The organism is Desulfovibrio diazotrophicus (genome assembly GCF_902498985.2).
GTDB lineage: Bacteria > Desulfobacterota > Desulfovibrionia > Desulfovibrionales > Desulfovibrionaceae > Desulfovibrio > Desulfovibrio legallii.
This window is the reverse complement of sequence record NZ_OX346397.1, coordinates 2,405,455-2,430,864: the sequence shown is the minus strand read 5'-3', so window position 1 is coordinate 2,430,864 and position 25,410 is coordinate 2,405,455. Positions and strand designations below refer to the sequence as shown.

Sequence of the window (25,410 nt, the reverse complement as noted above, 5' to 3'; positions counted from 1 at the left end):
CCGCCGCCGGGCACCCCGGGCCGCTGCCAGGGTGTGCTTGATAGAAAGGGAACGCATACACCATTGTGCCGCATCTGGCAAGCCTCCGCACCCTGCACAGCGCGCCTTGGGGCGGGAACCGCCCCCTGCGGCGCCGTGGAGGAAGGACGTCTTCCTGCCGCGGGGCTTGCCCGGTGCGGGGTCCGCTTCTTGCTTTGAGGCCCCAAAGAGGATAGAGCAAGGGGCACTTTGTGGCTTTCGGGCCGCTGCGGACGGCGTTGCGGCGCGTGTCCGCCCTGCCGCAGGGCCGCGCTCCGGGCGCGGTCGTCACGGTTTTTTGCGTTTTTTTTTGCGCGCGGCGTCCGTGGCCGCGTCAGAGGTGGTTCATGTCACACTCCCCCCAGCCCTCCCCCGTGGCGGAAGGCCTGCGGCGCGCCTTGCCCATAGTGCTGGGCTATGTGCCCGTGGGTTTCGCTTTCGGGGTGTTGGCCGTCAAAAACGACATCCCTCCGGCCCTGGCCGTGGGCATGTCCGTGCTCATGTTCTCCGGCTCCGGGCAGTTTGTGTTTGCAAGCATGTGGGGCGCGGGCGCGGGCGCGCTGTCCATCATCGCCGCCGTGGGCATCATCAACCTGCGCTATCTGCTCCAGTCGGCAGCGCTGGCCCCCTGGTACGCGGGGTTGACGCGCGGCGTGCGGCTGCTCCTGGGGTTCGCCGTTACGGACGAAAACTTCGCCGTGCACGTGACGGCCTTTCAGAACGGCTGGGCGCGCAGCCTGACCACGCTCTTCACCTGCAACCACCTTACCCAGCTGGCCTGGGTGGGCGGCAGCGCTTTGGGGGCCTTCTGCGGCGAACTGGTCAGCGACGTGAAACCCCTGGGCCTGGACTACGCGCTCACGGCCATGTTTCTGGCCCTGCTGGTGCCCCAGTGCGTAGACCGGCTGCACGTGCTGGTGGCCTTGTTTACCCTGGCGCTTTCCGTTGCCCTGCGCGCCCTGGGCATGAGCCAGTGGAACATTGCCCTGGCCACGGTGGTGGGGGCCAGCCTGGGCACGGCGCTTTTGTGCCTGCGGGACGGCAAACAGCCCGCCGCCGCGCCCGTCGTTACGGAAGGAGAGGAGGCGCGGCCATGAGCGCATGGATGACGCAAAACGCCCCCCTGCTGCTCTGCCTGCTGGGCAGCGTAGCCGTGACCGTACTGCCCAAGGTGCTGCCCGTGGTGCTGCTGCGCGGCGACAGTCTGCCCCCGCTGCTGCGGCGTTGGCTTTCCTTTGTGCCTGTGGCGGTCATGGCAGCCCTGGTGGGTCCGGACGTATTTTTTTATGAAGGCCGCTTCAACGCCGGGCCTTCCAACCTCTTCCTCATGGTGGCCCTGCCTTCGGTGCTGGTGGCCTGGTGGGGCAAGAACTATTTTCTGACCATCGCCTTCGGGCTGGCCCTGGTCATCGCCGCCCGCTGGCTGGGTCTGTACTGAACGCGGAGCGCGCCCATGCCCCCCACGCTGCCCCCCCTTACGCCGCAGGAAGCGCAGCCCGCAACAGCCGCCATGCCGGACGCGGCTGTGCCGACGGCCCTTGCCCCGCAACGCCGCCCGCGTCCGGCCGGCCCCTCTGCGCCCGCGCGCAGCAGCTGTCTGCTGGTGCGCATGGCCCCGCAGGATACGGGCCTGTTTCGCCGCCTGCTGGAAGCCTACGACAACCTGGCCTACTTCACTGTGCTGGAAACGGATACGGCGCTGCTCAAGCTGGTTTTTTCTCCCCACATGGCTGCCCAGGCGCATCTGGCCCTGGCGGCCATAGCCCGCAGCGTGCCGTTCACCCTGCTGCCCTGGCCGCTGGCGGAACTGCCCGCAGCCGACGTTGCGGCTAAGGGACCTGCCGCAAAAAGACTTTGAGGCCGACGCGTTTTCTGCTATGACTGACCCGTTGCAGCGCTGCCCGGAGGCGGGCGCGCAGGCGACCCAACCTTCCAGCATTACCCCAAGGCGGTTGCATGGCCCCACTCAAGTACAAGCGCGTGCTGCTCAAACTGAGCGGCGAGGCCCTGGCGGGCGAACACAAAACCGGCATTGACCCCGAAACTGTGGACGCGGTCTGCCGCGAACTGGGCGCCGTGCTCGAAATGGGCGTGGAAATGGCCCTGGTCATCGGCGGCGGCAATATTTTTCGCGGGCTTTCCGGCTCGGCCAAGGGCATGGAACGCTCCTCGGCGGACTACATGGGCATGCTGGCCACGGTGCTCAACGCCCTGGCCGTGCAGGACATGCTTGAAAAACACGGACACCCCACCCGCGTGCTTTCAGCCATTACCATGCAGGAGGTCTGCGAGCCTTTTATCCGCCGCCGGGCCCTGCGCCATATGGAAAAAGGCCGCGTGGTCATCTGCGCCGCGGGCACGGGCAATCCCTACTTCACCACCGACACCACGGCGGCCCTGCGTGGCATGGAGCTCAAGTGCGACGCCATCATCAAGGCCACCAAGGTGGACGGCATCTATGACAAGGATCCGACCCAGCACGCCGACGCCGTCAAATACACCAGCCTGAGCTACGACGAAACCCTGGCCCGCCACCTGGGCGTCATGGACGCCACGGCCTTTGCCCTGGTGCGCGACAACAACGTGCCCATCATTGTCTGCCGCATGTTCGGGGGCGACATCCGCCGCGTGCTGCTGGGCGAAGGCGTGGGCACCATCGTCCACAGCTAGGCCGCACAGCCATTTTCAAGGAGACCTCTGATGGATATTGACAGCATCCTTCTGGACGCCGAAGAACGCATGGAAAAAGCCCTTGCCGCGCTGGAGCGCGATTTTGCCAAACTGCGCACCGGCCGCGCCACCACCGCCCTGGTGGACGGCATCCGCGCCGACTACTACGGCACGCCTACGCCCATCGGCCAGATGGCCTCGGTGGCCGTGCCGGACAGCCGCACCCTGACCATCCAGCCCTGGGACAAGGGCGGCCTCGCCGTGATAGAAAAGGCCATCCTCAAGTCCGACTTGGGCCTTACCCCGGTCAACGACGGCCGCACCATCCGCATCGTGCTGCCTCCCCTCACCGAAGAACGCCGCAAGGACCTGGTCAAGGTGGCCCGCAAGTACACTGAAGACGCCAAGGTGGCCGTGCGCAACGTGCGCCGCGACGCCAACGATGGCCTGAAAAAACTGGAAAAGGACAAGGCTATTACCGAGGATGCGCAAAAAAAAGCCACGGACGACGTGCAGAAGCTCACGGACAAATATGTGGCCGACGCCGACAAAAAATGCGCGACCAAAGAAAAAGAGATTATGGAAATCTAGGGCATTGCAAGGTTGCAATGCCCTGGCGGTTGCGTAAGCAGACGCCCGCCGTGGGGGCGCAAGCGCACTCTATTTGCGCGAATAAGCGCCGTAACCAGCATGCCGTAGCCTTTGCGGATACCTATTCGCAAAGGCACTCTGCTCCAGAGCAATTTCACATCGAAGTTGCCCGGACAACGGGCGGATCTCCGCCACGGCGATGCGGCGCGACGTATCCGCGCGGATAAGCGCAGAAGTGGACGTCTTGATATAATGCTGAGGACGCGCTTCGCAGAAGCAACATGTCCAGGGCCGGTCGCCGCGGCAACGCCGTCGAAGGAAGCCGTATCCGGCAACTCGTGCCTTTTGCGACGGGCGGCCCCGCGCCGTCCGCGTCTTTTGTGCTTTGTCCGGCAGTCGTTCCGACCGCGACACCCGGCCGGCGCGGCAGAAACGCCGGGCCCAAACGCGCAGGCTGTATGCCCATGACTGAAAAAAGCGAACATCTGCCCCGCCATCTGGCCATCATCATGGACGGCAACGGCCGCTGGGCCCAGCAGCGCGGCCTGCCCCGCGAAGCCGGGCACCGGGCCGGGGCTGAAGCCGTGCGCGCCGTAGTCACGGAATGCCGCACCCTGGGCATCGGCTACCTGACCCTGTACACCTTTTCCAGCGAGAACTGGAGCCGCCCCAAAACCGAAATCAGCGCCCTGTTTTCTCTTCTGCTGGAATTTCTGCGCAAAGAAGTGCCGCTGATGGAGGAAAAAGGCATTGCTCTCAACGTGCTGGGCGATCTGGACGGCCTGCCCGTGCCCCAACGCACGGCCTTGCGCCACGCCATCAGGCGCACCGAGGCCGGGCAGGGCATGGTCCTCAACCTGGCCCTCAACTACGGAGGCCGGGGCGAACTGGTGCGCGCCGTGCAGGCTTTTCTGCGCGAAGGGGCCAAGCCCGAAGACGTCACCGAACAGAGCCTCGCCGCCCGTCTTTACACGGCGGGGCAGCCCGACCCGGACTTGCTGATCCGCACCAGCGGCGAACAGCGTCTGAGCAACTACCTGCTCTACCAGTGCGCCTACAGCGAACTGTACTTTACCCCCGTGCTTTGGCCGGATTTTGACGCCAAAGAACTGCACGCGGCCCTGCAGGCTTACGCCGCCCGCTCGCGCCGCTTCGGCAAAACAGAGGAGCAACTCCATGCCCATTGAACCCGCCTCTCGTCATCCCATGGATTTTCGGCGCATTGTCACGGGGCTCGCCCTGGCCGCAGTGCTGCTGCTGGTGCTCTGGCACAGGGGCTGGCCTCTGCTGGCAGTCATTCTGGCGGCCTCGGCCCTGGGCCTGTGGGAATTCTATTCCCTATTCTGGGGCCACGGCGACCGCATTTCCAGCCGCGTCTGCGCCATAGCGCTGGGCTGGGGCATGCTGGGCCTGACCTGGCTGCACCGGCCGCAAGACGCCCTGGTCTGCCTGGGCGCGGGCTTTGTGCTGGCCGCCATGAGCTTTTTGTTCCGCTGGGACGTGGTGGAGGAGGAAAACGCCTTTGCCTCCAGCGGCATCTTTATGGCCGGACTGGCCTATGTGCCCCTGTTGCTGCTGCCCGCCACCTATCTTTCCACCACCAAGCTCATCTTTATCATCGCAGCCGTGGCCATTTCAGACACCGCCGCCTACTTTGTGGGCACGCGCTTCGGCCATCACAAGCTCTGGCCCCGTGTGAGCCCCAACAAAAGCTCCGAGGGCGCGGTGGGCAGCCTGGCGGCCTGTGTGCTTTTTTGTGCCATATACGGCCAGATTTACGGCAAAACCGGCTGGTTCTCCTTTGCCCTGCTGGGCATTGCGGTCAATGCCTTTGCTCAGTTGGGGGATTTGTTTGAATCGGCCCTCAAGCGCTCGGTCAACGTCAAAGATTCCGGCCAGATTCTGCCCGGCCACGGCGGCATGCTGGACAGGGCGGACAGTCTGCTTTTTGCCATGCCCATGTTTGCGGTGGTGGATCAGTGGTTCTTCTTCTTCTAAAAAATTGCGTCTTTTTGCGGTTTGGACTGCGTCAAACTCGGTGGCGCGCCTTGGTCATATAGGTGGACTATACTCCCTGCGGCGCTCCACCGGTTTTCCTTGCCAAACCACAAAAATCTCGCAATTTTTCCAAAGGAAGGGGAGAAAACGGCACGGGCGTCTTTTTGCGGTTTGGACTGCGTCAAACTCGGTGGCGCGCCTTGGTCATATAGGTGGACTATACTCCCTGCGGCGCTCCACCGGTTTTCCTTGCCAAACCACAAAAATCTCGCAATTTTTCCAAAGGAAGGGGAGAAAACGGCACGGGCGTCTTTTTGCGGTTTGGACGGCGTCAGGCTTGGCGGCGCGCCTTTTGAGCTCTGGTTCGGTCGGGATCGGGGCGACCCTCTGGGCATTCCCGTCCGCCTATCCTGTACCCTGGTACGTCTGTGGCGTGCCCTGAGGAAGTAAAAATTTTAGGGGGTGGGGGCGTGGGGGAGGCGACCCTTTTGCAAAAAGGGGCCCTCCCCCACAAAATCCCCTCCGCCCCACTGGACGCAACCTATGACGACACTCTGGCCGGGCCGCGGCGGCCCGCAGGTTGATTACATTTCCGGCCCGCCTTCGGCGGCGTGGTGCGATGCTTGGCCGCGGCGGCTGGTCTTGCTGGGCTCCACGGGCTCCATCGGGGGCAGCGCCCTGGCGGTGGTGGAACGGCATCCGGACTTGCTGCGGGTGGTGGGGCTTTCGTGCGCGCGCAATGTGCAGAAGCTGGCAACCCAGGCCGTGCGCTGGCGGCCGGGATACCTGGCGGTGCTGGACGCGGCGGCGGCGGACGCGCTGCGAACGCTGTTGCCGACGGACTACACTCCGCACATTCTGATCGGGCGCGAAGGCTACGCCGCTTTGGCGGCCCTGCCCGAGGCAGACGCCGTGCTCTCGGCCCAGGTGGGGGCCGCAGGGCTGTCGGGCACGCTGGCCGCGGCCCTGGCGGGCAAGGTCATCTGCCTGGCCAACAAGGAATCGCTGGTTTTGGCCGGGGATCTGCTGCGGCGGGTCTGCGCGGGCAGCGGCGCGGTTATCCTGCCCGTGGATTCGGAGCACAACGCCATTTTTCAGTGCCTGGCTGGGCGCGGACAGGACGTGGACCGGCTCATTCTGACGGCTTCGGGCGGTCCTTTTCGCGGCTGGACGGCCGAACGGCTGGCCCAGGTCCGGCCAGAGCAGGCCCTCAAGCACCCCAACTGGAGCATGGGGGCCAAGATCACGGTGGATTCGGCCACGCTCATGAACAAGGGGCTGGAGGTCATCGAGGCCTTTCATCTTTACGGAGCGCCGGTGGAGCGCATCGACGTGCTGGTGCACCCGCAGTCGGTGGTGCATTCGCTGGTGCAGTTCAGGGACGGCGGCCAGCTGGCCCAGCTGGGCACGCCGGACATGCGCCTGCCCATTGCCCATTGCCTGCTCTGGCCGCGCTGTGAAGCCGGAGACGTGCCGCCGCCGGACCTGACGCGCACGCCGCTGACCTTTGAGCGGCCTGATGTGGCGGCCTTTCCCTGCCTGGACCTGGCGCGGCGGGCGTTGGCCGGGCGCGGCGGGCGCTGCGTGGCGCTCAACGCGGCCAACGAGGCAGCGGTGGAGCTGTTTCTGCACGGAAACTGCGGTTTTACAGATATTCCCCGGCTCATTGCCGCCGTGCTGCAGGCCCACGAGGCCGAACACCCCGGACACGAATCTTTCTGCGCGCCAGAGGCGGTCATATCCGCTCCCGGCGCGTCCACGCCTGCCGCCCTGACGCGGGAGGCCCATACCCTGGCGGCACGGCTGGAAGAGCTGGACCGCCTGAGCCGCGAGCGGGTCCGTGCCTTGGCCCGCCCCGGAGGATGCCTGTGCTGACAACCGTTATTGCTGTGATCGTCGTTCTGGGTGGTCTGATCTTTTTTCACGAATTGGGACACTTTGCCGTGGCCAGAAGCCTGGGCATGGGGGTTTCCACCTTCTCTCTGGGTTTCGGCCCCAAAATCCTCAAGTATAAAAAGGGCAAGACGGAATACGCCCTTTCGCTTGTCCCCCTGGGCGGTTATGTGGCTCTGGTGGGCGAGAGCGACGCCAACGAGATTCCCGACGGCTTTACCGAGCAGGAAAGTTTTGCCCTGCGTCCGGCCTGGCAGCGGCTGCTGGTGGTGGCGGCAGGGCCTGTGGCCAACGTGCTGCTGGCCTGGATTCTGTGCTGGATTATGGCCTGGGGCTGGGGCACGCCTGTGCTTCTGCCGCAGGTGGGCGGCGTGGTGGCGGAAAGCCCCGCCGCTCGGGCTGGTCTGGCCCCCGGCGACACCATCCTTTCCATTGACGGCCGGGCCGTGGACAGCTGGCAGGTCATGGCCGAGGCCATCAACCAGAGCGACGGCCGCACCCTGCACCTGGAAGTGCGGCGGCCGGACACGGCCCCCGACCTTGCGCCCGCAGCTCCGGAAGCCGCAACCGCGCCCGACGGCCCAGACATGGCCGCAGGCGGCATGCGTCTCAGCCTGGAACTGACGCCGGAACGCGCCACCCGCAAAACCATTTTTGGCGAAGAAGAAACCGCCTGGCTCATCGGCATCCGCAATTCCGGCGGCGTACGCCTGGTGGAGCACAGTTTTCTGGATGCGGCCAGCGCGGGCCTGAGCCAGACCGCTGAAATGGTTTCCCTGACCTGGCAAAGCCTGGTCAAACTGGTGGAGCGCGTGGTGCCCCTGGATCAGGTGGGCGGCCCCATCATGATCATGCAGATGGTGGGGCAGCAAGCGCAGCAGGGCCTGGCCGGGCTGCTGGCGCTTACGGCGCTCATCAGCATCAACCTGGGCATCCTCAACCTGCTGCCCATCCCCGTGCTGGACGGCGGGCAGATTTTCTTCTGCCTCTGGGAAATGCTCTTCCGCCGCCCCCTCAGCTCCAAGGTGCAGGAGTACGCCATGCGCGCTGGTCTGGCCCTGCTGGTGACCCTCATGCTGCTGGCCACCTACAACGACGTCTGGCGCATCCTTAAAAACACGGGCTGGTTCGGGAGCGGCTCATGACCACGGGCACCGGCCTGGAGCTCATCCTCAACGCCGCCGAAGGCGCGCTGCAGATGGTGGTGACGGAGGACGAAACCCTGCTCTGCGCCCAGGAATGGCGCCGCCCAGAACGAGCCACGGAAATTCTGGCCCCGGCCCTGCGCCATATCTGCGCCGCCCTGGATTTGCGCCTGGCGGATTTTCGCCGCCTGGCCTGCGTGCGCGGGCCAGGCTCTTTTACCGGCATCCGCCTGGTGCTGGCCACGGCCGCGGCCCTGCGCCGCACGGGGCAGGTGCGGCTGGCGGGCCTGGACTACCTGCAGGCCCTGGCCGCCACCCTGGCTGTGGATAGGGGCGTGCTTTACGGCGCGCCCATCTGGGTGCTGACCCACGCCCGCCGCAACCTGGTGCACTGCCAGCCCTACCGCAGCTACGGCCCGCTGATTCCGCCCCAGCCCCTGCGCCCTGTGGACCTCTGCACACCGGAGGCCGCCGCCCAACGCATCGCCCAGAGCCGTACCGAACCCCTGCCGCCCGGCACGGACCCCGCCCCCCGCGTCTGGGTCTGTGGCAGCGGCCTTATCCGCAACGCCCCCCTGGCCGACGCCCTGCAAACAGCCACAGACGCCCCCGGCTTGCCCGTAAGCGCGCTGCCGGACCTGACCTGTCCTTCCGTAACGGCCCTGCGCCTGCTGGCCCGCCACGGCGACTACTTTGCCAAGGACGTGGAACCCCTCTATGTGCGCCCCTGCGACGCCGTGGAAAATCTCCCCGGCCTGGCCCCGCGCCTGGGCCTCGACCCCGCCGCCGCCGTAACCTCCCTGGCAGAAAAGCTGGACCGTGCCCCGCAAAGCGAAATCTGAAACTGGGGCAGTGCAACGTTGCAATGCCCTGACGGTTGCGTAAGCAGCCGCCCGCCGTGGAGGCGCAAGCGCAGCTTCAGCCGTTGCAACGCAGAAGGCTACGGATAAAGACCATACCGCTGTTTATTGGCGCGCTTAAGCGCTGGAACGCGCGTGCCGTAACCTTTGAATGCCTGTTCTCAAAGGTACTCTGCCCTGAGAAACGGAAAAAATTTTTGTGCGGAAAGGCGCTCTCGGGGACGCTTGCGCCCCCCAAGGACCCGCCCCGAAAAACCGGATAAAACCCGCCGTCAGTGACCGGTTGACTGCGCCATAAAGTCTACGGGCACCCGTACCGCTGCGCCGGCCTTGTTGCGGAAGAGCAGATAGCCCTGTTCCAGCCCGTAACGGTACAGCCGGTGGGTTATGTCCACGTCCTTGCGGCAGTAGCGGGCGATATCCTCCAGGCGGCCTTCCTTCCACCATTGCAGGGCCAGCAGACCGTTGGCGCTCTTGGGCTCCCCCAGAGTGGCCTGCCCCAGGTTATCCAGCGAAACCCGGTAATTGAGGGACTGGTTCACCCGCTGCAGCAAATCCAGACTGGGCAGGCCGCGCAGCTCAAAGGGCGCAAAAGGCCGCAGCACGGCGTAGTCAAAACGCAGGCTGTTGAAGCCGATGACCAAGTGGGCGGCGCGCAGGCGCGCAAACAGGTCCGGCAGTTCCTCCTGCCGGTAGGTAAAAAAGTCGTCGGCCGCGCTGTCATAAGCCACGGCCACGCTCACACCCATGCGGTCGGCCCGGTTCCAGCCGCCCACCTCCGCTGCGGAGCGGCGGGTTTCCACGTCAAAAACCACATAGTGCGCGGGCGGGCCGCTCCGGACCGGGCCGGAATCGGCAGGCGCATCCGTCACAGCTATGGCGGCGGAGCTTTGGGGGCCAAGGGAGTCTGCAGGAGCGGTCATGGGAACCTCCGGGGCGGCTGTCGGGGATGTGGGGGCGAAAACGTCCGGCGTAAGACGGTCCGGGGCCGGGCTTATCCGCAGGGAGGCGACCAGCCGATCGCCCTCGTCGCCGGGGGCCAGGGCCTGGCGCAACAGCTCCAGCGCGCCCTGCTTGCTGATGGGCCGGTTGCCGGAGCCGCACTTGGGCGAATGCACGCAAGAAGGGCAGCCGTCCTCGCAAGGGCAGGCGGCCACGGTTTTGCAGGTGGCTTCCAACAATTGCCGCGCATCGGGAAAGGCCTGGCGGGTGAGGCCGGCGCCGCCGGGCAGACCATCATAAATAAACACCGCGGGCAGGCCCAACTGCGGGTGCAGGGGCGTGGATATGCCGCCGAAATCGTTGCGGTCCGCCATGATCAGCAGGGGCAGCAAACCAATAGCCGCGTGTTCCAGGGCGTGGATGGAACCCATAAAGTGCAGAAAGCGCTCTTCCAGATACGCGCGCAGCACGTCGGGAAAGACATACCAGAGGCCCTCAGTTTCAAAAACCTGCGGTGGCGCGTCCAGGGGTACGATGGTCAGCAGCCGGTTGCCTGACGTGCTGCGTTTTTCGTAGCCCGTAATGCGCTCCGTAATACGCAGCCGCCCCCGGCAGACCAGCACCCGGCCCAGGGAGCGGCGTTCTGTTTCTTCCAGGATATCCGTAGTCTTGTTCCCCCGCGTGCGGGTAAACCAAGTCACTTTCTCCGGCCTGGTCCGGACCCGGCCGCGGGCCGTATCCAGCTCGGTAATAACGTAACTGCGGCCGTGGTGCAGGTAGACCGCGCCGGGGTGGGTTTCGCGCCAGGCGCGGAAGCCGTCCACCGTGCCGATGACATTGCCTTCTTCATCCTCAATGCAGCAGGTCTGGCCCGATCCGCGCAGGTCCACCAGGCGTTGCGGGCGCTTGCGGGCCGCCAGCAGCTGGCTGCCGTCCGCCGTCCGCAACAAAAGCCCCCGGCCCAGCAGGTCGCGCGCCGCCTGCCGGGCCGCCGGGCCGCGCAGCAGGTCTTCGTCAAGGGTCAGGGGCAGTTCGGCGGCGGCGCATTCCAAATGCCGGGCCAGGATGACTTCATTATCCGGGTTGACCACGGCCTTTTCCGGCGGGCGGCTGAAAAAATCCTCCGGATTGCGGGCAAAATACTGGTCCAGGGCGTCTTCGCCCGCCACCACGATGACGGCCGACTCCTGCTGCGCGCGGCCTACCCGCCCCCCGCGTTGCAGGGTGGCCATGACCGTGCCGGGGTACCCCACCAGAATGCAGACGTCCAGGCCGCCGATGTCGATGCCCAGCTCCAGCGCGCTGGTGCTGACCACGGCCAGCAGGTCGCCGGAAGCCATGCGCGCCTCGATGCGACGGCGCTCCTCCGGCAGAAAACCCGCCCGGTAGGCAGAAATGCGCTTGCCAAAGGCCCCGGATTGCCCGGCCCAGAGGCTGATGAGCTCAGTCATGCGCCGGGAGCGGCAGTAGACAATGGTGCGCAGGCCGCGGGCCAGAGCAGACTTGAGCAAACCGATGGCCGCTGTGGCCGGGCTCTGCTCCGGATTGAGAAACACAAAATGGCGCGGCCCCTGGGGCGCGCCGGACTGGTCAATGACCACAGGCGGCGCACCGCCCACGCCTTGTACGCCGCCCGTGCCCGTGAGCGCGGCGGCCAGTTCGCCGGGATTGCCCACCGTAGCCGTGCAGAGCGCGTACACGGGCCGCGCCCCGTAGCGCTCGGCCAGACGGTTGAGCCGCCGAAAAACCTGGGCCATGTGCGCGCCAAACACGCCCCGGTAGGTGTGGGCCTCGTCCACCACCACAAAGCTCAGCCCGGCCAGAAAAGCCGCCCACTGCTCGTGGTGGGGCAAAATGCCCAGGTGGAGCATTTCTGGATTGCTGATGAGCACGGCGGGCGGGTCGCGCCGGATTTTGCGCCGGGCGTAGTCGCTGGTGTCGCCGTCGTACAGAGCGGCCCTGGGGCGGACTTCGGGCGGCCAGGCGGCGGCCAGGGCGTTAAAGCCGGCCAGCTGGTCCTGGGCCAGGGCCTTGAGCGGAAACAGGTACAGGGCGCGGGCGTCGGGGTCCGCCAGGCAGCGCTCCAGCACGGGCAGGTTGTAGATCAGACTTTTGCCGCTGGCCGTGGGCGTGGCCGCCACAATGGAATGCCCGGCGCGCAGATGGTCTGTAGCCAGGGCCTGATGGCTGTATAGCCCGCCAAGGCCGCGCTCCGCCAGCAGTTTGGCGATGGCTGCGGGCCAAGGCAGGCGCGTGGGCGCATAAACTGCCGGCACGGCGGGCAGCAGGCGGTGGCAGGTCACCTGTGCGCCCAGGGTGGGCGAGGCCAGCAGGGCGGCCATATAGTCGGCCACAGACACGGTCAGCTCCGCGCGGCGGCATCCCGCGCCGCAGCGTCCTCCGGCCCCAGGCGGCGCAGCACGCGGGCGGGCGCGCCCGCAGCCAGGCAATAGGGCGGCACGTCACGGCTGACCACGCTGCCCGCGCCCACCAGCGCGCCTTCGCCAATGCGCACGCCCTTGAGCACAATGCAGTTCAGGCCCAGCCAGGCGTAGTCGCCGATGAACACGGGCGCGTCGCGCTCCAGGCCAGGCTCCGTGGCGCGGGCTTCGGGCGGCCAGGGCGCGTGAAAATCCGCGTCCACAATGATGCAGTTGGGCCCCAGCAGCGCCTGCCGACCGATATGGATGGTTTGCGAGCGCGCCGTGACGGACGTGCCGCTCAGCTGCGCGCCTTCCCCTATATGGATGCGCGCGCCCGGCCCAAAGGTCCGGAGTCTGGTGGGCGCGGCCAGGGTGGCCGCCGTGGCCCGTCGCCAGGACGAAATAATGCTGACTCCGGCCCCGATGCGGATTTCGCTGCCGGGCCAGCGCATGAGGCCCACCGGGCCGTGGGCCGTCACTCCCGGCCCCAGGGTCACGCCCAGAAGCCGCGCCTTGCAGCGCAGCCGCAGGGTGCCCCAGGCCAGCCCGCCGCAGCGCAGGGCCTGCAGACTCAGGTAACTGATGATATTGGCGGGGCTGAGGCCCCGTTCCAGAGCTTTGCGCAAAAAATCCATGGCGGTCTTCCGGTTTGGCAAGGGGCGTGGAGAGACCCCACGCCCCCGAAAGGAGGATGTGCCCGCGCCCGGTGCGGTCGGGAGCGGGCTTGCACCCGGCGCAGCCCGTCAACGCCGTGTGCACGGCGGACCGGATGCGGCCGGCGCAAAGATTGCCGGTTGCGGCCTTCAGCGCTTGTCGATGACGCGCTTGGACTTGCTGAAGGTGCGCGGCAGGCTGGCGTAGTCCGTGACGCACACGCTCACCCTGGCCAGCAGGGCCTTGTGCAGACGGGTTTCCAGCGCCTGGGCCAGGGCCGCGTCATTGCCGCCGGTCTGGCCCTGGCCGCGCTCCACGGTCAGGGTCATGTGGTCCAGGGCGCGTTCATCGCGCACCAGCTCCACCTGATACTCGCCGCCCAGTTCGTGGAACTGGCTGATGACCTCCATGATCTGACCGGGGTAAATATTGACGCCCCGGTAGATGAGCATATCGTCCGAGCGGCCCAGAATACGGTCGTGCATGGGCATGGAAAGCCCGCAGGAGCAAGACCGGGGCAGCAGGCGGCAAAGGTCGTGAGTGCGGTAGCGCAGCAGGGGGGCGGCTTCTTTGCACAGGCTGGTGACCACCATTTCGCCCACCTGCCCTTCCGGTACGGGCTGGAGCGTGGCCGGGTCCACCACTTCAATGATAAAAAGGTCCGCCCAGTAGTGCAGGCCCTCGTGGGCGTCGCAGTCAATGGCCGTGCCCGGGCCGTACATTTCAGTCATGCCGGCGATGTCAAAACAGCCCTCCAAGCCCAGCTTGTCCACAATGGCCGTGCGCATCTTGACGCTGTGCGCCTCGGAACCGCAGACCATGCGGCGCAGACGGATATTTTTACGGATGCCCGCGCGTTCCACCTCTTCTGCCAGCAAAAGGGCCATGGAGGCCGTGGCCGTAAAGCCCGTTGCCCCCATATCCTGCAAAAGCTGCAAATGCATCTCCAGGTTGCCCGGCCCCACAGGCACGGTGAGCATGCCCAGGCGTTCGCTGCCGGCCTGAAAGCCCGCGCCTGCCGTCCACAGGCCGTAGCCCACGGCCAGCTGCATGCGGTCCTGCGGGGTAAAGCCCGCCAGCTCAAAACAGCGGGCGATCTGCAGGCTGAACATGTCCACATCTCTGGCTGTGTAGGCCAGAATTTTGCGCTTGCCCGTGGTGCCGCTGGAGGCGTGGATGCGCACCACCTCTTCGGGCGGCACACAAAGCAAGGGCAAAGGATAGCCCGCACGCAGGTCGTCCACATCCACGGTGGGCAGGCGCGGCAGGTCTTCCAGCGTCAGGGGGGTATCGGGCGCGAGGCCGCAGGCCGCAAGGCGCGTGCGGTACTGCGGGCTTTTGAAAGCCTGCCGCAGGGTATAGCGCAGCCCTTCGGTCTGCTTTTTGCGGATTTCCTCAAAGCTCAACTGGGGAATAAAGCGGTACGGCTTGCCCACCGGAACGGCCCTCCTGCTGCAAAAATGCTGGGCCGCATTGTGCGCGTTTTTGGGCCTGGAAGCAAGCAGCCGTGCCTGCCCATTCCCCCGGCTCCGCGTCCGGCGCGCGGTCAGGTACTTTTTTGCGCAAACTGGCTTTTTATCACGATTGCGCGTAACATAGGGATACTTGTCTTGAACTATGGAGAAGATATGAATATAGGCGCCTATACGTTTGAGGAATTCCGCCGTCTGGCCGAAAATTTTCACGGTTACGCGGCCCCCGGCCTGCTGGTGGGCGGCTATATGGTAGAACTGGCCAAACGGCACCTGCCGCCGGGCACGCTGTTTGAAGCCGTAGTGGAATCGGGCAAATGCCTGCCCGACGCCGTACAGTTGCTCACCGTCTGCAGCACAGGCAACAACCGGCTGAAAATCCACAACCTTGGGCGCTATGCCGTGTCCCTGTTTGACAAGCACACCGGAGAAGGCGTGCGCGTGAGCATAGACCCCGCCACGCTGGACCAGTACCCCGAAATCCGCGGCTGGTTCCTGAAGGAGAAGCCCAAGCGCGACCAGGACGTACCCCGCCTGGAGCGTGAAATCGAAACCGCCGGCGAAAGCATCTGCAGGCTGGAGCCGGTGACAGTCAAGCGCCGCTTCGTGGGCCACAAGCACATGAGCCGCATTGTCTGCTGTCCGCTCTGCGGCGAGGCCTACCCGGCGGAGGACGGGCCCGTCTGCCGGGGCTGCCAGGGCGAAGCCCCCTATGTGCTGGCCCGGCGCGAACTGCCCCGGCCCGACGACGCCGCGCCGCAGCCCGCGCAGCGCGTCCTGCCTGTGGAGGAAGCCGTGGGACGAACCCTGGCCCACGACATGACCCGCATTGTGCCCGGCCAGTTCAAAGGGCCAGAATTCAAAGCCGGACAGCGCATCAGTGTGGGGGATATCTGCCGCCTGCAGCAGATGGGCCGCTTTAACGTGGCCGTCACCCCGGAAGAAGCCCCCCAGGGGCACAGCGCCCCGATTCATGAAAACGACGCCGCCGAAGCCTTTGCCCGCCGCATGGCCGGCGAGGGCGTGACCTATGAGCTGCCCCCGCGCGAGGGCAAGGTCGACTTTACCGCCCAGCGCGACGGTCTGTTCTGCGTGGATGTGGAGCGCCTCTACCGTTTCAATCTGGTGCCGGAAGTCATGGCCGCCTCCCGCCAGGACGCCACCGTGGTCAAGTCCGGCGGCCCTCTGGCGGGTACGCGGGCCATCCCCCTCTACATCACTCCGGAGCGGCGCGCTCAGGCCCTGGAAGCCCTGGAGGGCGGGCCGCTCTTCCGTGTGCTGCCCCTGCGCAAGGCCCGCGTGGGCATTCTGGTCACCGGCACCGAAGTCTTTCAGGGCATTATTGAGGACAAATTCATTCCCGTCATTACCGCCAAGGTAAACATGCTGGGCTGCAGTGTGGTCCGCACAGAGATTGTACCTGACGACAAAGCCGCCATGCGCGCCGCTGTAAAGGCCATGCGCGCCGCCGGGGCCGATTTGCTGGTCACCACCGGCGGCCTTTCCGTAGATCCGGACGACGTGACCCGCCAGGCCCTGCTGGAAGCGGGCCTCACCGACATGCTTCACGGCGTGCCCGTACTGCCGGGCACCATGAGCATGGTGGGGCGCATCCCCGCCGACGACGCAGGCCCCGACATGCAGGTCATGGGCGTGCCCGCCTGCGCCCTGTACTACAAAACCACCTTTCTGGACCTCATGCTGCCGCGCCTGCTGGCCGGGCGCTCCCTCACCCGCGCCGAAGCCGCGCGCCTGGGCGAAGGCGGCTACTGCCTTGCCTGTCACACCTGCACCTGGCCCAAGTGCTGGTTCGGCAAATAAACGGAATTCCCCTGGGAGCGGATGGCCGCGGGGGCTTCGGCCACCGCAGCTGTCCGCTTTTATTCCTGAAAGCAGCAATGTGCCGCCCCACACTTGACAAATATCTCCTTATACGTAATCATAATTACAGAGCTTTGGAGCAACCTTTTCACGGTTGAAGAGGAGAAGGCACAGCCAGGTCAGCAGTGCGCACAAAGAACCGCCCAGACCAGGATGGTCGGGACAACCGCACTGTGGAGCTTACTGTGTGTATGTTTAGCCTCTTGCCGGCACGCCCGGCTTCTCCGGTCACCTCGGCCCTGTTTCCGCCTCCTGGCGGCGCAGGGCTGTCTGCGTCCTTATTCCCCACTATGACGCTGTCGCCCAGTCCCCTCCCGAACAGAGGGCTTCCCGTTTTGCGCCACGCAAACGGCAGGGCTTGACTGCGCCTCCCGCTGCCTTTGCAGCCCCCCATCGCCACAGCGTAAACAATCCGGTTGCCCCTGACGCAACCGCCGTGCCGACGCCGCTTCCGGCGTCCCCATAGGAGCCCCCATGCCAGACATCATCCTTGCCCGCCCCGCGGCCGGACAGCAGGCAGCCATCCCCGCACAGGCCCAGAGCCGCATTGTTCTGGACTTCGCCCCTGACGACGCCACCCTGTTCCGCCAGGGAGACAATCTTGTCTTCGGCTTTGCGGATGGCGGCAGCGTCAGCCTTACCGATTTTTATAAGGTGGTCACCAAAGAAACCTTACCGGAGTTCAGTGTGGACGGCGCGTCCGTCCCCGGCGAGGAATTTTTTGCCGCACTCAACGACGAAGACCTCATCCCCGCCGCTGGGCCCGCAGCCAACGCCACGGGCGGAGGCCGCTACCAGGACTATGCCGACAGCGCGCTGGAAGGCGGCACCTGGCGCCTGGGCGCGCTGGACTACCGCACGGCCTTTGGCGGCGAGCCTTCCTCGGACCTCTGGACCTACGGCAGTCTGTACAACCACGAACCGGAGCTGAGCACCGGCGGCGCAACCCTGAGCCTGAGCCTGCGCGAGGCGGGTGAGCCCGCCCCCGGCGTCAGCGACCCCGGCGTACCCAGCCAGAGCGGCAGTTTCCACATCAGCGACGCCGACGGCGACGCCCTGACCGCCGTGGTGCGCATAGCGGGCAAAACCGTGGCCATTAACGGCGTCACCACGGTTCAGGGCCAGTACGGCACCCTGGTCATCACCCCTGTGGGCGGCGGTTCAGACATTACCTACAACTTCACCTACACGCTGGACAACAGCCCTTACGGCGCTACGGATTCCCTGGCCCAAGGCCAGCGCGTCACAGACCACATTTTTATCGACGTGAACGACGGCCGGGGGCACACCATCACCCAGTCCATTGCCGTGCACGTCACCGGCACCAACGACGCGCCGGACGTGCAGCACGTGGACGACTTCAACCTCAAGGAAGGGGGCGTCTTTTCCGGCGCATACGGAACGAAGGACCGCGACCCCGCCGCCCTGCACGGCAACGAAAACGACCGCACCCTGAACGCGGGCCAGACCGACCCTAACGGCGCACTGAGCGGCGACCAGCACCGCACCTACGCCGCAGGGCAGATCCAGGCGCTGGACCCGGACCAGGGCGACGCGCTCACGTACGGGATACAATCCGTGGACATCGACGGCACGTCTTACAGCGGCGCGGCGGACAATGCCGCCGCCGACCCGGCGCACGCCGCCTACGACAAGGTCATCGACACGGCCTACGGCAAGCTCTACTTCAATACCGCCACGGGTCAGTACCGCTTTGATCTGGACAACAGCCCGGACGGCCTGGTGAACAGGCTGCCCGAAGGCGCGCGCGTGGACGTGACCATTACCCCCACAGTCACAGACAGTTACGGCGTCAGCGATACGGATACAAACCACCTGCGTCCGGACCAGGGCGGCGCGGCCGTGGACGGCAGCATCAATATCACCATCTGGGGCAGCAACGACCAGCCCCACCTGGAGCTCATCAGCGGCGACGCACTGGAAAGCACTGAAGACGCCGGCAGCGGAGGCGTCAACAGCGTTTCCGGCACAGTGGCGGGCACGGACGCGGACAGCGGCGACACAGCCCACCTGGCCTATGGCCTGGCTCTGGGCGGCGACGCCGCCGGGCTTGACGGCGCGACCCTGCACGACACGCTCTATGTGCTCAAGGACGGCGACGGCCTCAGGCTCTCGGACACCAAGGGGCCAGACTGCTACGGAGAGCTGAAAATCAGCGGCTCCGGCAGCTCCGCCGCCTACACGTTCACGTTGGACGACACGGCCGACGTGGTCCAGAAAATGGACACGGGCGACAGCAAAAGCGTGGACTTCAACGTAGCCGTGGTGGACCAGTACGGGGCTTACAGCCACGACGCCATTACCCTGACCATCCACGGGGCCAATGACGCGCCCACCTTTGACAGCATCCAGAACCTGACAGTCAAGGAAAGCGGCCTCTACTACAAGCAGACTGACAACAAACTGCACGCAGAGGAAAACACCACGGCGACAACTGCAACCACAGCAGCCGATCCCAACTTTGCCGAGCACAAATTTGCGGCGGAGGGAAGCCTTGCGGCCTCGGACGTGGACGCGGGCGACACCCTCACCTACGGCATCCAGACCTCGGACGGCGTCAACCATTTCGCCGTCAATGGCGACGTGACCGTCTACCTCAAGGCCACCGGCAACGTGCTCAGCAAGGGCTACGAAATTGTAAGCGAAAAGCCCACAGACGGCAGCTTCTGCGGCACGCTTACCCTGCACGCGGACGGCAGCTATGCCTTTGCCCTGGAGGACGCGGCCCAGGGCGTCAACGCCCTGGCCGAAGGCAAAACCGCCCCCATTGCCTTTACCCCCCTGGTTACGGACAGCAAAACCTTTGACGCCAACGGGCAGCCCGCTGAAGCCGTCCACGCCGTCACGGAGGGGCACCTCACCGTGACGGTCAAAGGCAGCAACGAGCAGCCGGAAATTACAGACAGGGGCTGGAACAACGGGCACGACCTTGTTGCCGAAGACGGCGGTTCCTATAAAATCACGGGGGCTGTTGTCGCAACGGACGCGGATACCCCCGGCGGCGACGCCGTTTCCTATGGCCTGACGCTCAAGGTGGAGGACGGTCAGAACGTTGTTACAACCCTGTATGTAAAAGACGATGGTTCGGGCAATCTGGCGCTCAGCCCTGCCCAGGGGGACTACAACGCCTGCTACGGCAAAATCAGCATCAATAGCGGCAATGGCGCGTACACTTTTACGTTGTATAACGATTCCGATCTGGTGCAGGCCCTGAGCGACAGCGACGGCATAAAAAGCATCACCATACCCGTAGTGGCGCGCGACAAGGCCGGAGCCTACGACAGCACAGAAATTACCGTGCAGATCAAGGGCGCGAACGACGCGCTTGTGGCCGGCGACAAGGATATCATGGTGGCCCAGGTGACGGAAGACGGCATGCTGCTGGGCACAAACGACGCCAACAACGCCAGTGCCACGGCTTCTCCGGCGGGCGTCTTCACCATCCACGCCACGGACGCCACCGGCGTGGCCGACCTGCAGTTCGGCGTCCTGCAAAACGGCGAGTTCACGTCCATCGCTGTGGGCGGCACGCTGTCCATGGCCTACGGCGAGTTGACCATCACCGCCATTACGGACAACGGCGACGGCTCCTTCTCCGCCGCCTACAGCTATAGCCTCCATAATGACAATGCCGCGGTCAACGGCCTGCAGGCCGGGCAGGGGCTGGTGGACAAAATTACCCTGGCCGCGCGCGACACGCGCCACGACGCGGCAGAAGCCCCCGCCACCCAGCCCCTGGAGGTCCACATCCACGGAGCCAACGACCGCCCGTATTTTGTGGACGGCACGGGCGCCAAGGTCACGGAATTCACCAGTGAGGCCACCCTTACCGAAGACAGCGCCAAAGGTACGGTCAACGGCACACTCGCGGGCGCGGATGCGGACGACGCTGCAAGCAGCCTGACCTACGGCTTGGTGAACGGCAGCACCGTGGTGCAGGTCATGCAGGGCAACTACGGTATCCTTACTCTGACCAAGGACGGCCACTACACCTATACCCTTACGGATACGGCGGCCCTGCAGGCCCTGCGCGCAGGCGACAGCCTGGCGGCGCAGGACTACCTGAACAAGGAAGCCTTCCCTATCCGCATCATGGACCAGCACAACGCCTACACAGACGGCACGCTGCACATCAATATCACGGGCGTGGCAGACGCCCCGGTCATCACCACGGGCAAGACCACCGTACAGGAAGACAACGGCGCAATGGTCAGGCCGGAGCCAAACCCGACCGACGACCCCATGGTTACGGGCAGCTTCGGTCTGGACACCACAGACTACGGCGATGCGGAAAACTACGGCGCAAAGGGCACTTGGTCCGGCGGCGGCACGGGAACCTACGGCACGCTCACGGTCAATGCCGACGGCAGCTATACCTATACCCTCACGGCTAACGACAAGGATGCCGTGCAGTCGCTGGCCGTGGGCCAGAGCGTGACCGACACCTTTACCGTGACAGTCACGGGCGCGGACGGCACAACAATCAGCAAGGATGTGGCCTTTACCGTCACCGGCGCCAACGACAAGCCGGTCATTGCTGTGGACGCCAGTACCCTGACCGGCGCAGTCAAGCAGAACGCCTTTGAAACAGACCCGACCCAATGGACGGACACGGACGCCCCCGGCGTGGTCTTCACCGGCACGGTGGCGGGTACGGACGTGGATACGGGCGACACGCGCACCTACGCCTTTCTGGACAGCAGCGGCAATCAGGTCCAGCAGCTCAGTACCCAGTACGGCACCATTGCCATAAACCCCAAAACCGGCCACTACACCTATTACCTCAACAACGAGGCAGACATCCCCGACAACGCGCAGGACACGGTGCCAGTAATAACCGTGGACCAGCACGGCGCACAGTCCGACCCCCAGATCATCACTATCAACATCACGCCCAACCCCGGCAGCGGCGGCACGGACGTGCGGGTCATGGCCCCTGACAGCGACCTGGCCCCTTCCGTACAGGAAGACAACGGCACGGACTGGAACCCCCACCTGGGCACTGCAGGCCCGTCAGTCACGGCGTCGGGCCAACTGCAGGCCGAGAAACCCGACGGCTCCGCGGCCGGCAATACGGAATTCGGCGTTCAGGGGGCTGGCGGCAGCCAGGTGCAAGGCCTGCAGGGCCAGTACGGTTACATTGCCGTCAACCCGGCCACGGGCCAGTATGTTTATACTCTGAACAACGCCAGCGACGCCGTCCAGGCCCTCAACGCAGGCGATACCCTCACCGAGGAATTTACGGTCATGCTCAACGGCGTGCCGCAGAACGTGCCCATCACCGTCACCATCCAAGGCACCAACGACAGCCCGGTCATTACCCAAGCCGACGGCTTCACCCTGCAAGAGGTGGCGGCCGCCGCATCCATCAAGGATCTCAGCCATGCGGGCACCGTCAAAGCCACGGATGTGGATGCGGGCGACAGCGTGACCTACAGCCTGAAGGGCGATACGGACGGCGACGGAACAATCAATACCGCTCACGGTACGGTAACCCTCAATCCGGATGGTTCCTACTCCTATACGGTCACAGACGGCAGGCATATTACCGCAGGGGACGCCCTGCATGATGCCTTCACCGTAGTGGTGACGGACGAGCACGGCGCGTCCTCGCAAAAAGAAATTCCCATTAGCATCAAAGGCACCAACCACGGGCCGGAAATCCTCACCGGCGCGCCCACCAGCGAGGACGTGACTGAAGACGGCCTTACCCAATGGTCCCACAGCCTCAGCGAGCTGTTCAGCGATGACCAGGGGCTGGACAACCTCAGCTACAAGGTCGTGGCGGGCGACGGCGACTTCAACGGCGCGGGCATTGTGGCCCAGGGGCAGTACGGCACGCTCTATATCGATCCGGTCAGTGGCAAGTACGTCTATGACCTCAACAACAACGACCCGACCGTGCAGGGCCTGAAGGAAGGGGAAACCGCCACGGACGCCTTCCACATCCAGGCCACGGACGCCCACGGCCAATACATTGACGTGCCCGTCAACGTTACCGTCACCGGCGCCAACGACGCCCCGGAGCTCAGCGTCAACACCGTGCTCACCGTGCGGGAAGACCAGGACGGACAGAAGGCCGAAGGCAGCCTCACGGCCTACGACAAGGATGGCGATACCCTTATCTTTACCGTGAGCAACGCTGAAAGCGGTGAAAGCAGGGAGGTGGCGCAGAAAGACGCCGCCCCGGCTGAGGTGGCGGGCCTGTACGGAACGCTGACCCTCAATGCGGACGGCACCTACAGCTATACCCTGACCAGCGACGCCCTGGGCGCGGGCGAAATCGCCACGGAAACCTTCACGGTCACAGCCAACGACGGTTCGGGCTCGGCCACGGCCACTTCCCCCGCGCGGGAAATCACCGTCAACCTGGTGGGCGCCAACGACGCCCCCACGGCCCTTGACCCCACCAGCACCCTGGCGCTCAACGGCCTTATCCCTGGCCAGACGGCCAGCGTGTCCGTCGCCTATACGGACCTCGCCACTGACCCGGACCAGAATGATACGCTGACCTGCACGATTACCAGCAGCCTCAATGGTCACTATGGCAGCCTCTATTATGACGCCACTGCCGGCGCGTATGTCTATGCCCTGGATACCAGCCCCGCAGGTCTTCTCAAGCTGGCCCAGGCCCACGCCGCCGGCAATGACCTGACGGAAACCTTCAACTATACCGCCGGCGACAGCCACGGGGCCAGCGCCAACGGCACCTACACGGTGCATCTGGACCCTGCTCTGCCCAGCGCGCCAGACCTGAACGACGGGCAACCGCATTTGCTCTTCGGCGGGTCGGGCAACGACAGCATCGCCGGCGGCAGCGGCGACGACATTATCTCCGGCGGCGACGGCGACGACCTCATCTACGGCGGCGGCGGCGATGACCTCATCTACGGCGGCGGCGGCGATGATTATCTGGACGGCGGCGCGGGCAACGACAGCCTCTATGGCGGCGACGGCAACGACTACCTGGACGGCGGCGCGGGTGCGGATGCGCTCCACGGCGGCGCGGGCAACGATATCCTGCGCTACGATCCTGACGACGCCCTGGCGGACGGCGGCAAAGGCATAGACTTTCTGGTGGGCAAAAGCGCCCCGGGCGATCTGGACAGCCTGTTTGCTGCGGGCAAGATCAAAAACATCGACGCCCTGATCACCGACCACGGCGGCACCGCCACGGACGACACCGCCAGCCTCACCAGCATGACGGCTTTGGAACATGTGGGCATCACCTTGCAGGACGCGGACGGCAAGGCGACAATAGTTCTTGACAGCAGCTGGAAGGCTGTGGAAGGTGAAGGACATACCTTTGTCAATATCGCCGCCGACCTGCACATCAGTGTGGCGCATTCCGCCAGCGTGAGCGAGGACACGGTAAACCACGCCATCCAGATCATCACCTCGGATTCCGGCGGATAAGCCCTCACCTTGAGCAACAAGAAGAGGACGGCCGGAGGAGGCTGGCTCCCCGGCCTACATGCTGTTCAGGCCCCAGCCGCAGAGGAGTTTACATGCGCATTCTGGTTGTGAGTCACGTCTTCCCCGGCGAGTTTGGTCAACTGGCCGCAGCCCTGGCTGCCGCCGGCCACGAGGTCGTCTTTGCCGCGGCCCACGGCCGACGCGAAGCGCGCATCCCCGGCGTGCGCCACCTGGACCTGCGCGATGCCCCCCTGCGCCGCCTCCAGGAGGCGGAAGAAGACCCCTACGGCGTGGCCCTGGCCGGCCGTCTGCTGGACCGGGCCGCTGCCCGCGCCCGCGATGCCGCCCGTCGTCTGGCCCGGCTGCGCGCCGCAGGCTGGGAGCCGCAAATCCTCTGTTGCTCCGCCGCCCACGGCAACGGCATGCTGGCGCGGGGCCTGTTTCCTCAGGCTTTTTTTGTGGTCTATGGCGAATGGTACACCACGCCGCACGCGGCAGCCTTCGCCCCCCAGGCCGTGGGCAACCTTCTGCAGGCAGCGGCCCTGGGCGAAAGCCACCTGGCCTTTACCTCCACAGACTGGCAGCGCACCCGCTACCCCGATTTTCTGGCCCAGCGGCTGGAAGTCTGGCCCCGCTGCGTGGACACGGGTTTTTTTTCTCCCCGGCCCGCCGGCACCCCCGCCCCGACGGAAGAGCTGATCACGTTTTCCGGCCGGGGCATGGAATCGCCCCAGGCCTTCCTGCAGATGCTCACAGGCCTGCCGGACCTGCTGGAGCGGCGGCCCGCCTGCCGCGTGGCCCTGCTGGCTTCCCTGAGCGAACCCCTGCCCGAAGGCTGCCCGGCCCCGCTCAAGGCCGCCCTGCGCTCCCCCAGGGTACGGCTGCTCCCCTACGTCCCCCGCACGGAATACCGCGACCTGCTGCGAGCCTCCACCTTCTACGTCTACTGCAACTCCTCCCAGACCCTCTCCTCCGGCCTGTTTGAAGCCATGGCCTGCGGCCTGCCCGTACTGGCCACGGATACCGGCGCCGTACGCGAAGTGCTGCGCCACGGCCAGAACGGCTTTCTCTTCCAAAACGCTGCACCGGACAAACTGGCCGCCTGGGTGGGCGACCTGCTCGAAGCCCTGCCCGGCATGACCACCCTTCGCCGCCAGGCCCGCCGCAGTATTGAAGGCTACTGCGCCCTGCGCACCGAGCTGCCCCGCCAGCTCAACCGCCTGCAAGAGGCCTATGCCCGCTGGGCGCGGGAACAAAAGCCGCAATAAAAAGTGCGGGAGACAGCACGCCGCAGTCCCCCGCACTCAAGCCGACATTTTTCAGAAAAAGAACCTGGCATGCCAGGGCATTGCAACATGGCCATGTCCTGGTGGTCGCGTCAGCGGCCACCAAAGCAATTTGCCAATGGAATTGCTCTGCCGCCGTG

General features: G+C 65.4%; 16 protein-coding genes. 13 read left to right on the top strand and 3 right to left on the bottom strand.

Annotation, left to right across the window (positions count from 1 at the left end; genetic code table 11):
• The first annotated feature begins 365 nt into the window (after positions 1 to 365).
• The 10 genes from J7I12_RS10490 (at position 366) to tsaB (ending at position 9,157) form a co-directional block, all read left to right on the top strand.
• Positions 366 to 1,115, top strand: a complete 750-nt coding sequence (locus J7I12_RS10490; protein WP_118229755.1) for an AzlC family ABC transporter permease — start codon at positions 366 to 368, stop codon at positions 1,113 to 1,115.
• A complete protein-coding gene (locus J7I12_RS10485; RefSeq protein ID WP_118229709.1) occupies positions 1,112 to 1,456 on the top strand; it encodes an AzlD domain-containing protein in 345 nt (114 codons plus the stop codon). The genes J7I12_RS10490 and J7I12_RS10485 overlap by 4 nt, the downstream gene beginning before the upstream one ends.
• A 15-nt stretch (positions 1,457 to 1,471) precedes the next feature.
• Positions 1,472 to 1,876: a DUF4911 domain-containing protein gene (locus J7I12_RS10480; protein WP_242621234.1), complete on the top strand. Its 405-nt coding sequence runs from the start codon at positions 1,472 to 1,474 to the stop codon at positions 1,874 to 1,876.
• A gap of 98 nt (positions 1,877 to 1,974) precedes the next feature.
• Positions 1,975 to 2,688 carry a UMP kinase gene (gene pyrH / locus J7I12_RS10475; RefSeq protein WP_118229710.1) on the top strand — a complete coding sequence of 238 codons (714 nt, stop codon included), beginning with the start codon at positions 1,975 to 1,977 and terminating at the stop codon, positions 2,686 to 2,688.
• A 30-nt stretch (positions 2,689 to 2,718) separates the two neighbouring features.
• Positions 2,719 to 3,279, top strand: coding sequence for a ribosome recycling factor (gene frr, locus J7I12_RS10470; protein ID WP_118229711.1), 561 nt, complete (start codon positions 2,719 to 2,721; stop codon positions 3,277 to 3,279).
• Positions 3,280 to 3,743: 464 nt separating this feature from the next.
• A complete protein-coding gene (gene uppS, locus J7I12_RS10465; protein ID WP_288908081.1) occupies positions 3,744 to 4,466 on the top strand; it encodes an undecaprenyl pyrophosphate synthase in 723 nt (240 codons plus the stop codon).
• A complete protein-coding gene (locus J7I12_RS10460; protein ID WP_302548408.1) occupies positions 4,456 to 5,277 on the top strand; it encodes a phosphatidate cytidylyltransferase in 822 nt (273 codons plus the stop codon). Before uppS ends, J7I12_RS10460 begins: the two co-directional genes overlap by 11 nt.
• A 543-nt stretch (positions 5,278 to 5,820) precedes the next feature.
• On the top strand, positions 5,821 to 7,152 hold the full coding sequence (dxr, locus tag J7I12_RS10455) for a 1-deoxy-D-xylulose-5-phosphate reductoisomerase (protein WP_118229714.1): 1,332 nt from the start codon (positions 5,821 to 5,823) through the stop codon (positions 7,150 to 7,152).
• Entirely contained in the window at positions 7,146 to 8,315 is a 1,170-nt protein-coding gene (locus J7I12_RS10450; protein ID WP_302548407.1) for a M50 family metallopeptidase, read from the top strand. Before dxr ends, J7I12_RS10450 begins: the two co-directional genes overlap by 7 nt.
• Positions 8,312 to 9,157, top strand: coding sequence for a tRNA (adenosine(37)-N6)-threonylcarbamoyltransferase complex dimerization subunit type 1 TsaB (gene tsaB, locus J7I12_RS10445; protein ID WP_302548406.1), 846 nt, complete (start codon positions 8,312 to 8,314; stop codon positions 9,155 to 9,157). The genes J7I12_RS10450 and tsaB overlap by 4 nt, the downstream gene beginning before the upstream one ends.
• Before the next feature lie 290 nt (positions 9,158 to 9,447).
• Here the strand turns inward: tsaB and J7I12_RS10440 are convergent, their stop codons facing one another.
• The 3 genes from J7I12_RS10440 to J7I12_RS10430 form a co-directional block, all read right to left on the bottom strand.
• A complete protein-coding gene (locus J7I12_RS10440; protein ID WP_302548413.1) occupies positions 9,448 to 12,459 on the bottom strand; it encodes a DEAD/DEAH box helicase in 3,012 nt (1,003 codons plus the stop codon).
• 20 nt (positions 12,460 to 12,479) lie between these two features.
• Complete coding sequence (locus J7I12_RS10435) at positions 12,480 to 13,175, bottom strand: acyltransferase (RefSeq protein ID WP_118229717.1); 696 nt, start codon at positions 13,173 to 13,175, stop codon at positions 12,480 to 12,482.
• A 168-nt stretch (positions 13,176 to 13,343) separates the two neighbouring features.
• A complete protein-coding gene (locus tag J7I12_RS10430) occupies positions 13,344 to 14,630 on the bottom strand; it encodes a phenylacetate--CoA ligase family protein (RefSeq protein ID WP_288907915.1) in 1,287 nt (428 codons plus the stop codon).
• 192 nt (positions 14,631 to 14,822) lie between these two features.
• Here J7I12_RS10430 and J7I12_RS10425 point away from each other — a divergent pair, with 192 nt between their 5' ends.
• The 3 genes from J7I12_RS10425 to J7I12_RS10415 all read left to right on the top strand — a co-directional run bounded on the left by J7I12_RS10425 (position 14,823) and on the right by J7I12_RS10415 (position 25,252).
• Positions 14,823 to 16,487, top strand: a complete 1,665-nt coding sequence (locus J7I12_RS10425) for an FmdE family protein (RefSeq protein ID WP_130958000.1) — start codon at positions 14,823 to 14,825, stop codon at positions 16,485 to 16,487.
• 534 nt (positions 16,488 to 17,021) lie between these two features.
• Positions 17,022 to 23,984: a VCBS domain-containing protein gene (locus tag J7I12_RS10420; RefSeq protein WP_487125679.1), complete on the top strand. Its 6,963-nt coding sequence runs from the start codon at positions 17,022 to 17,024 to the stop codon at positions 23,982 to 23,984.
• 92 nt (positions 23,985 to 24,076) lie between these two features.
• Complete coding sequence (locus J7I12_RS10415; protein WP_302413123.1) at positions 24,077 to 25,252, top strand: glycosyltransferase; 1,176 nt, start codon at positions 24,077 to 24,079, stop codon at positions 25,250 to 25,252.
• Positions 25,253 to 25,410 lie beyond the last annotated feature (158 nt).

Bases quoted from the DNA above. Each gene is read 5' to 3' on its own strand.
- J7I12_RS10490 (WP_118229755.1), top strand. From the start codon at position 366: ATGTCACACTCCCCCCAGCCCTCCCCCGTGGCGGAAGGCCTGCGGCGC.
- J7I12_RS10485 (WP_118229709.1), top strand. From the start codon at position 1,112: ATGAGCGCATGGATGACGCAAAACGCCCCCCTGCTGCTCTGCCTGCTG.
- J7I12_RS10480 (WP_242621234.1), top strand. From the start codon at position 1,472: ATGCCCCCCACGCTGCCCCCCCTTACGCCGCAGGAAGCGCAGCCCGCA.
- pyrH (WP_118229710.1), top strand. From the start codon at position 1,975: ATGGCCCCACTCAAGTACAAGCGCGTGCTGCTCAAACTGAGCGGCGAG.
- frr (WP_118229711.1), top strand. From the start codon at position 2,719: ATGGATATTGACAGCATCCTTCTGGACGCCGAAGAACGCATGGAAAAA.
- uppS (WP_288908081.1), top strand. From the start codon at position 3,744: ATGACTGAAAAAAGCGAACATCTGCCCCGCCATCTGGCCATCATCATG.
- J7I12_RS10460 (WP_302548408.1), top strand. From the start codon at position 4,456: ATGCCCATTGAACCCGCCTCTCGTCATCCCATGGATTTTCGGCGCATT.
- dxr (WP_118229714.1), top strand. From the start codon at position 5,821: ATGACGACACTCTGGCCGGGCCGCGGCGGCCCGCAGGTTGATTACATT.
- tsaB (WP_302548406.1), top strand. From the start codon at position 8,312: ATGACCACGGGCACCGGCCTGGAGCTCATCCTCAACGCCGCCGAAGGC.
- J7I12_RS10440 (WP_302548413.1), bottom strand. From the start codon at position 12,459: ATGGCCGCCCTGCTGGCCTCGCCCACCCTGGGCGCACAGGTGACCTGC.
- J7I12_RS10435 (WP_118229717.1), bottom strand. From the start codon at position 13,175: ATGGATTTTTTGCGCAAAGCTCTGGAACGGGGCCTCAGCCCCGCCAAT.
- J7I12_RS10425 (WP_130958000.1), top strand. From the start codon at position 14,823: ATGAATATAGGCGCCTATACGTTTGAGGAATTCCGCCGTCTGGCCGAA.
- J7I12_RS10420 (WP_487125679.1), top strand. From the start codon at position 17,022: ATGCCAGACATCATCCTTGCCCGCCCCGCGGCCGGACAGCAGGCAGCC.
- J7I12_RS10415 (WP_302413123.1), top strand. From the start codon at position 24,077: ATGCGCATTCTGGTTGTGAGTCACGTCTTCCCCGGCGAGTTTGGTCAA.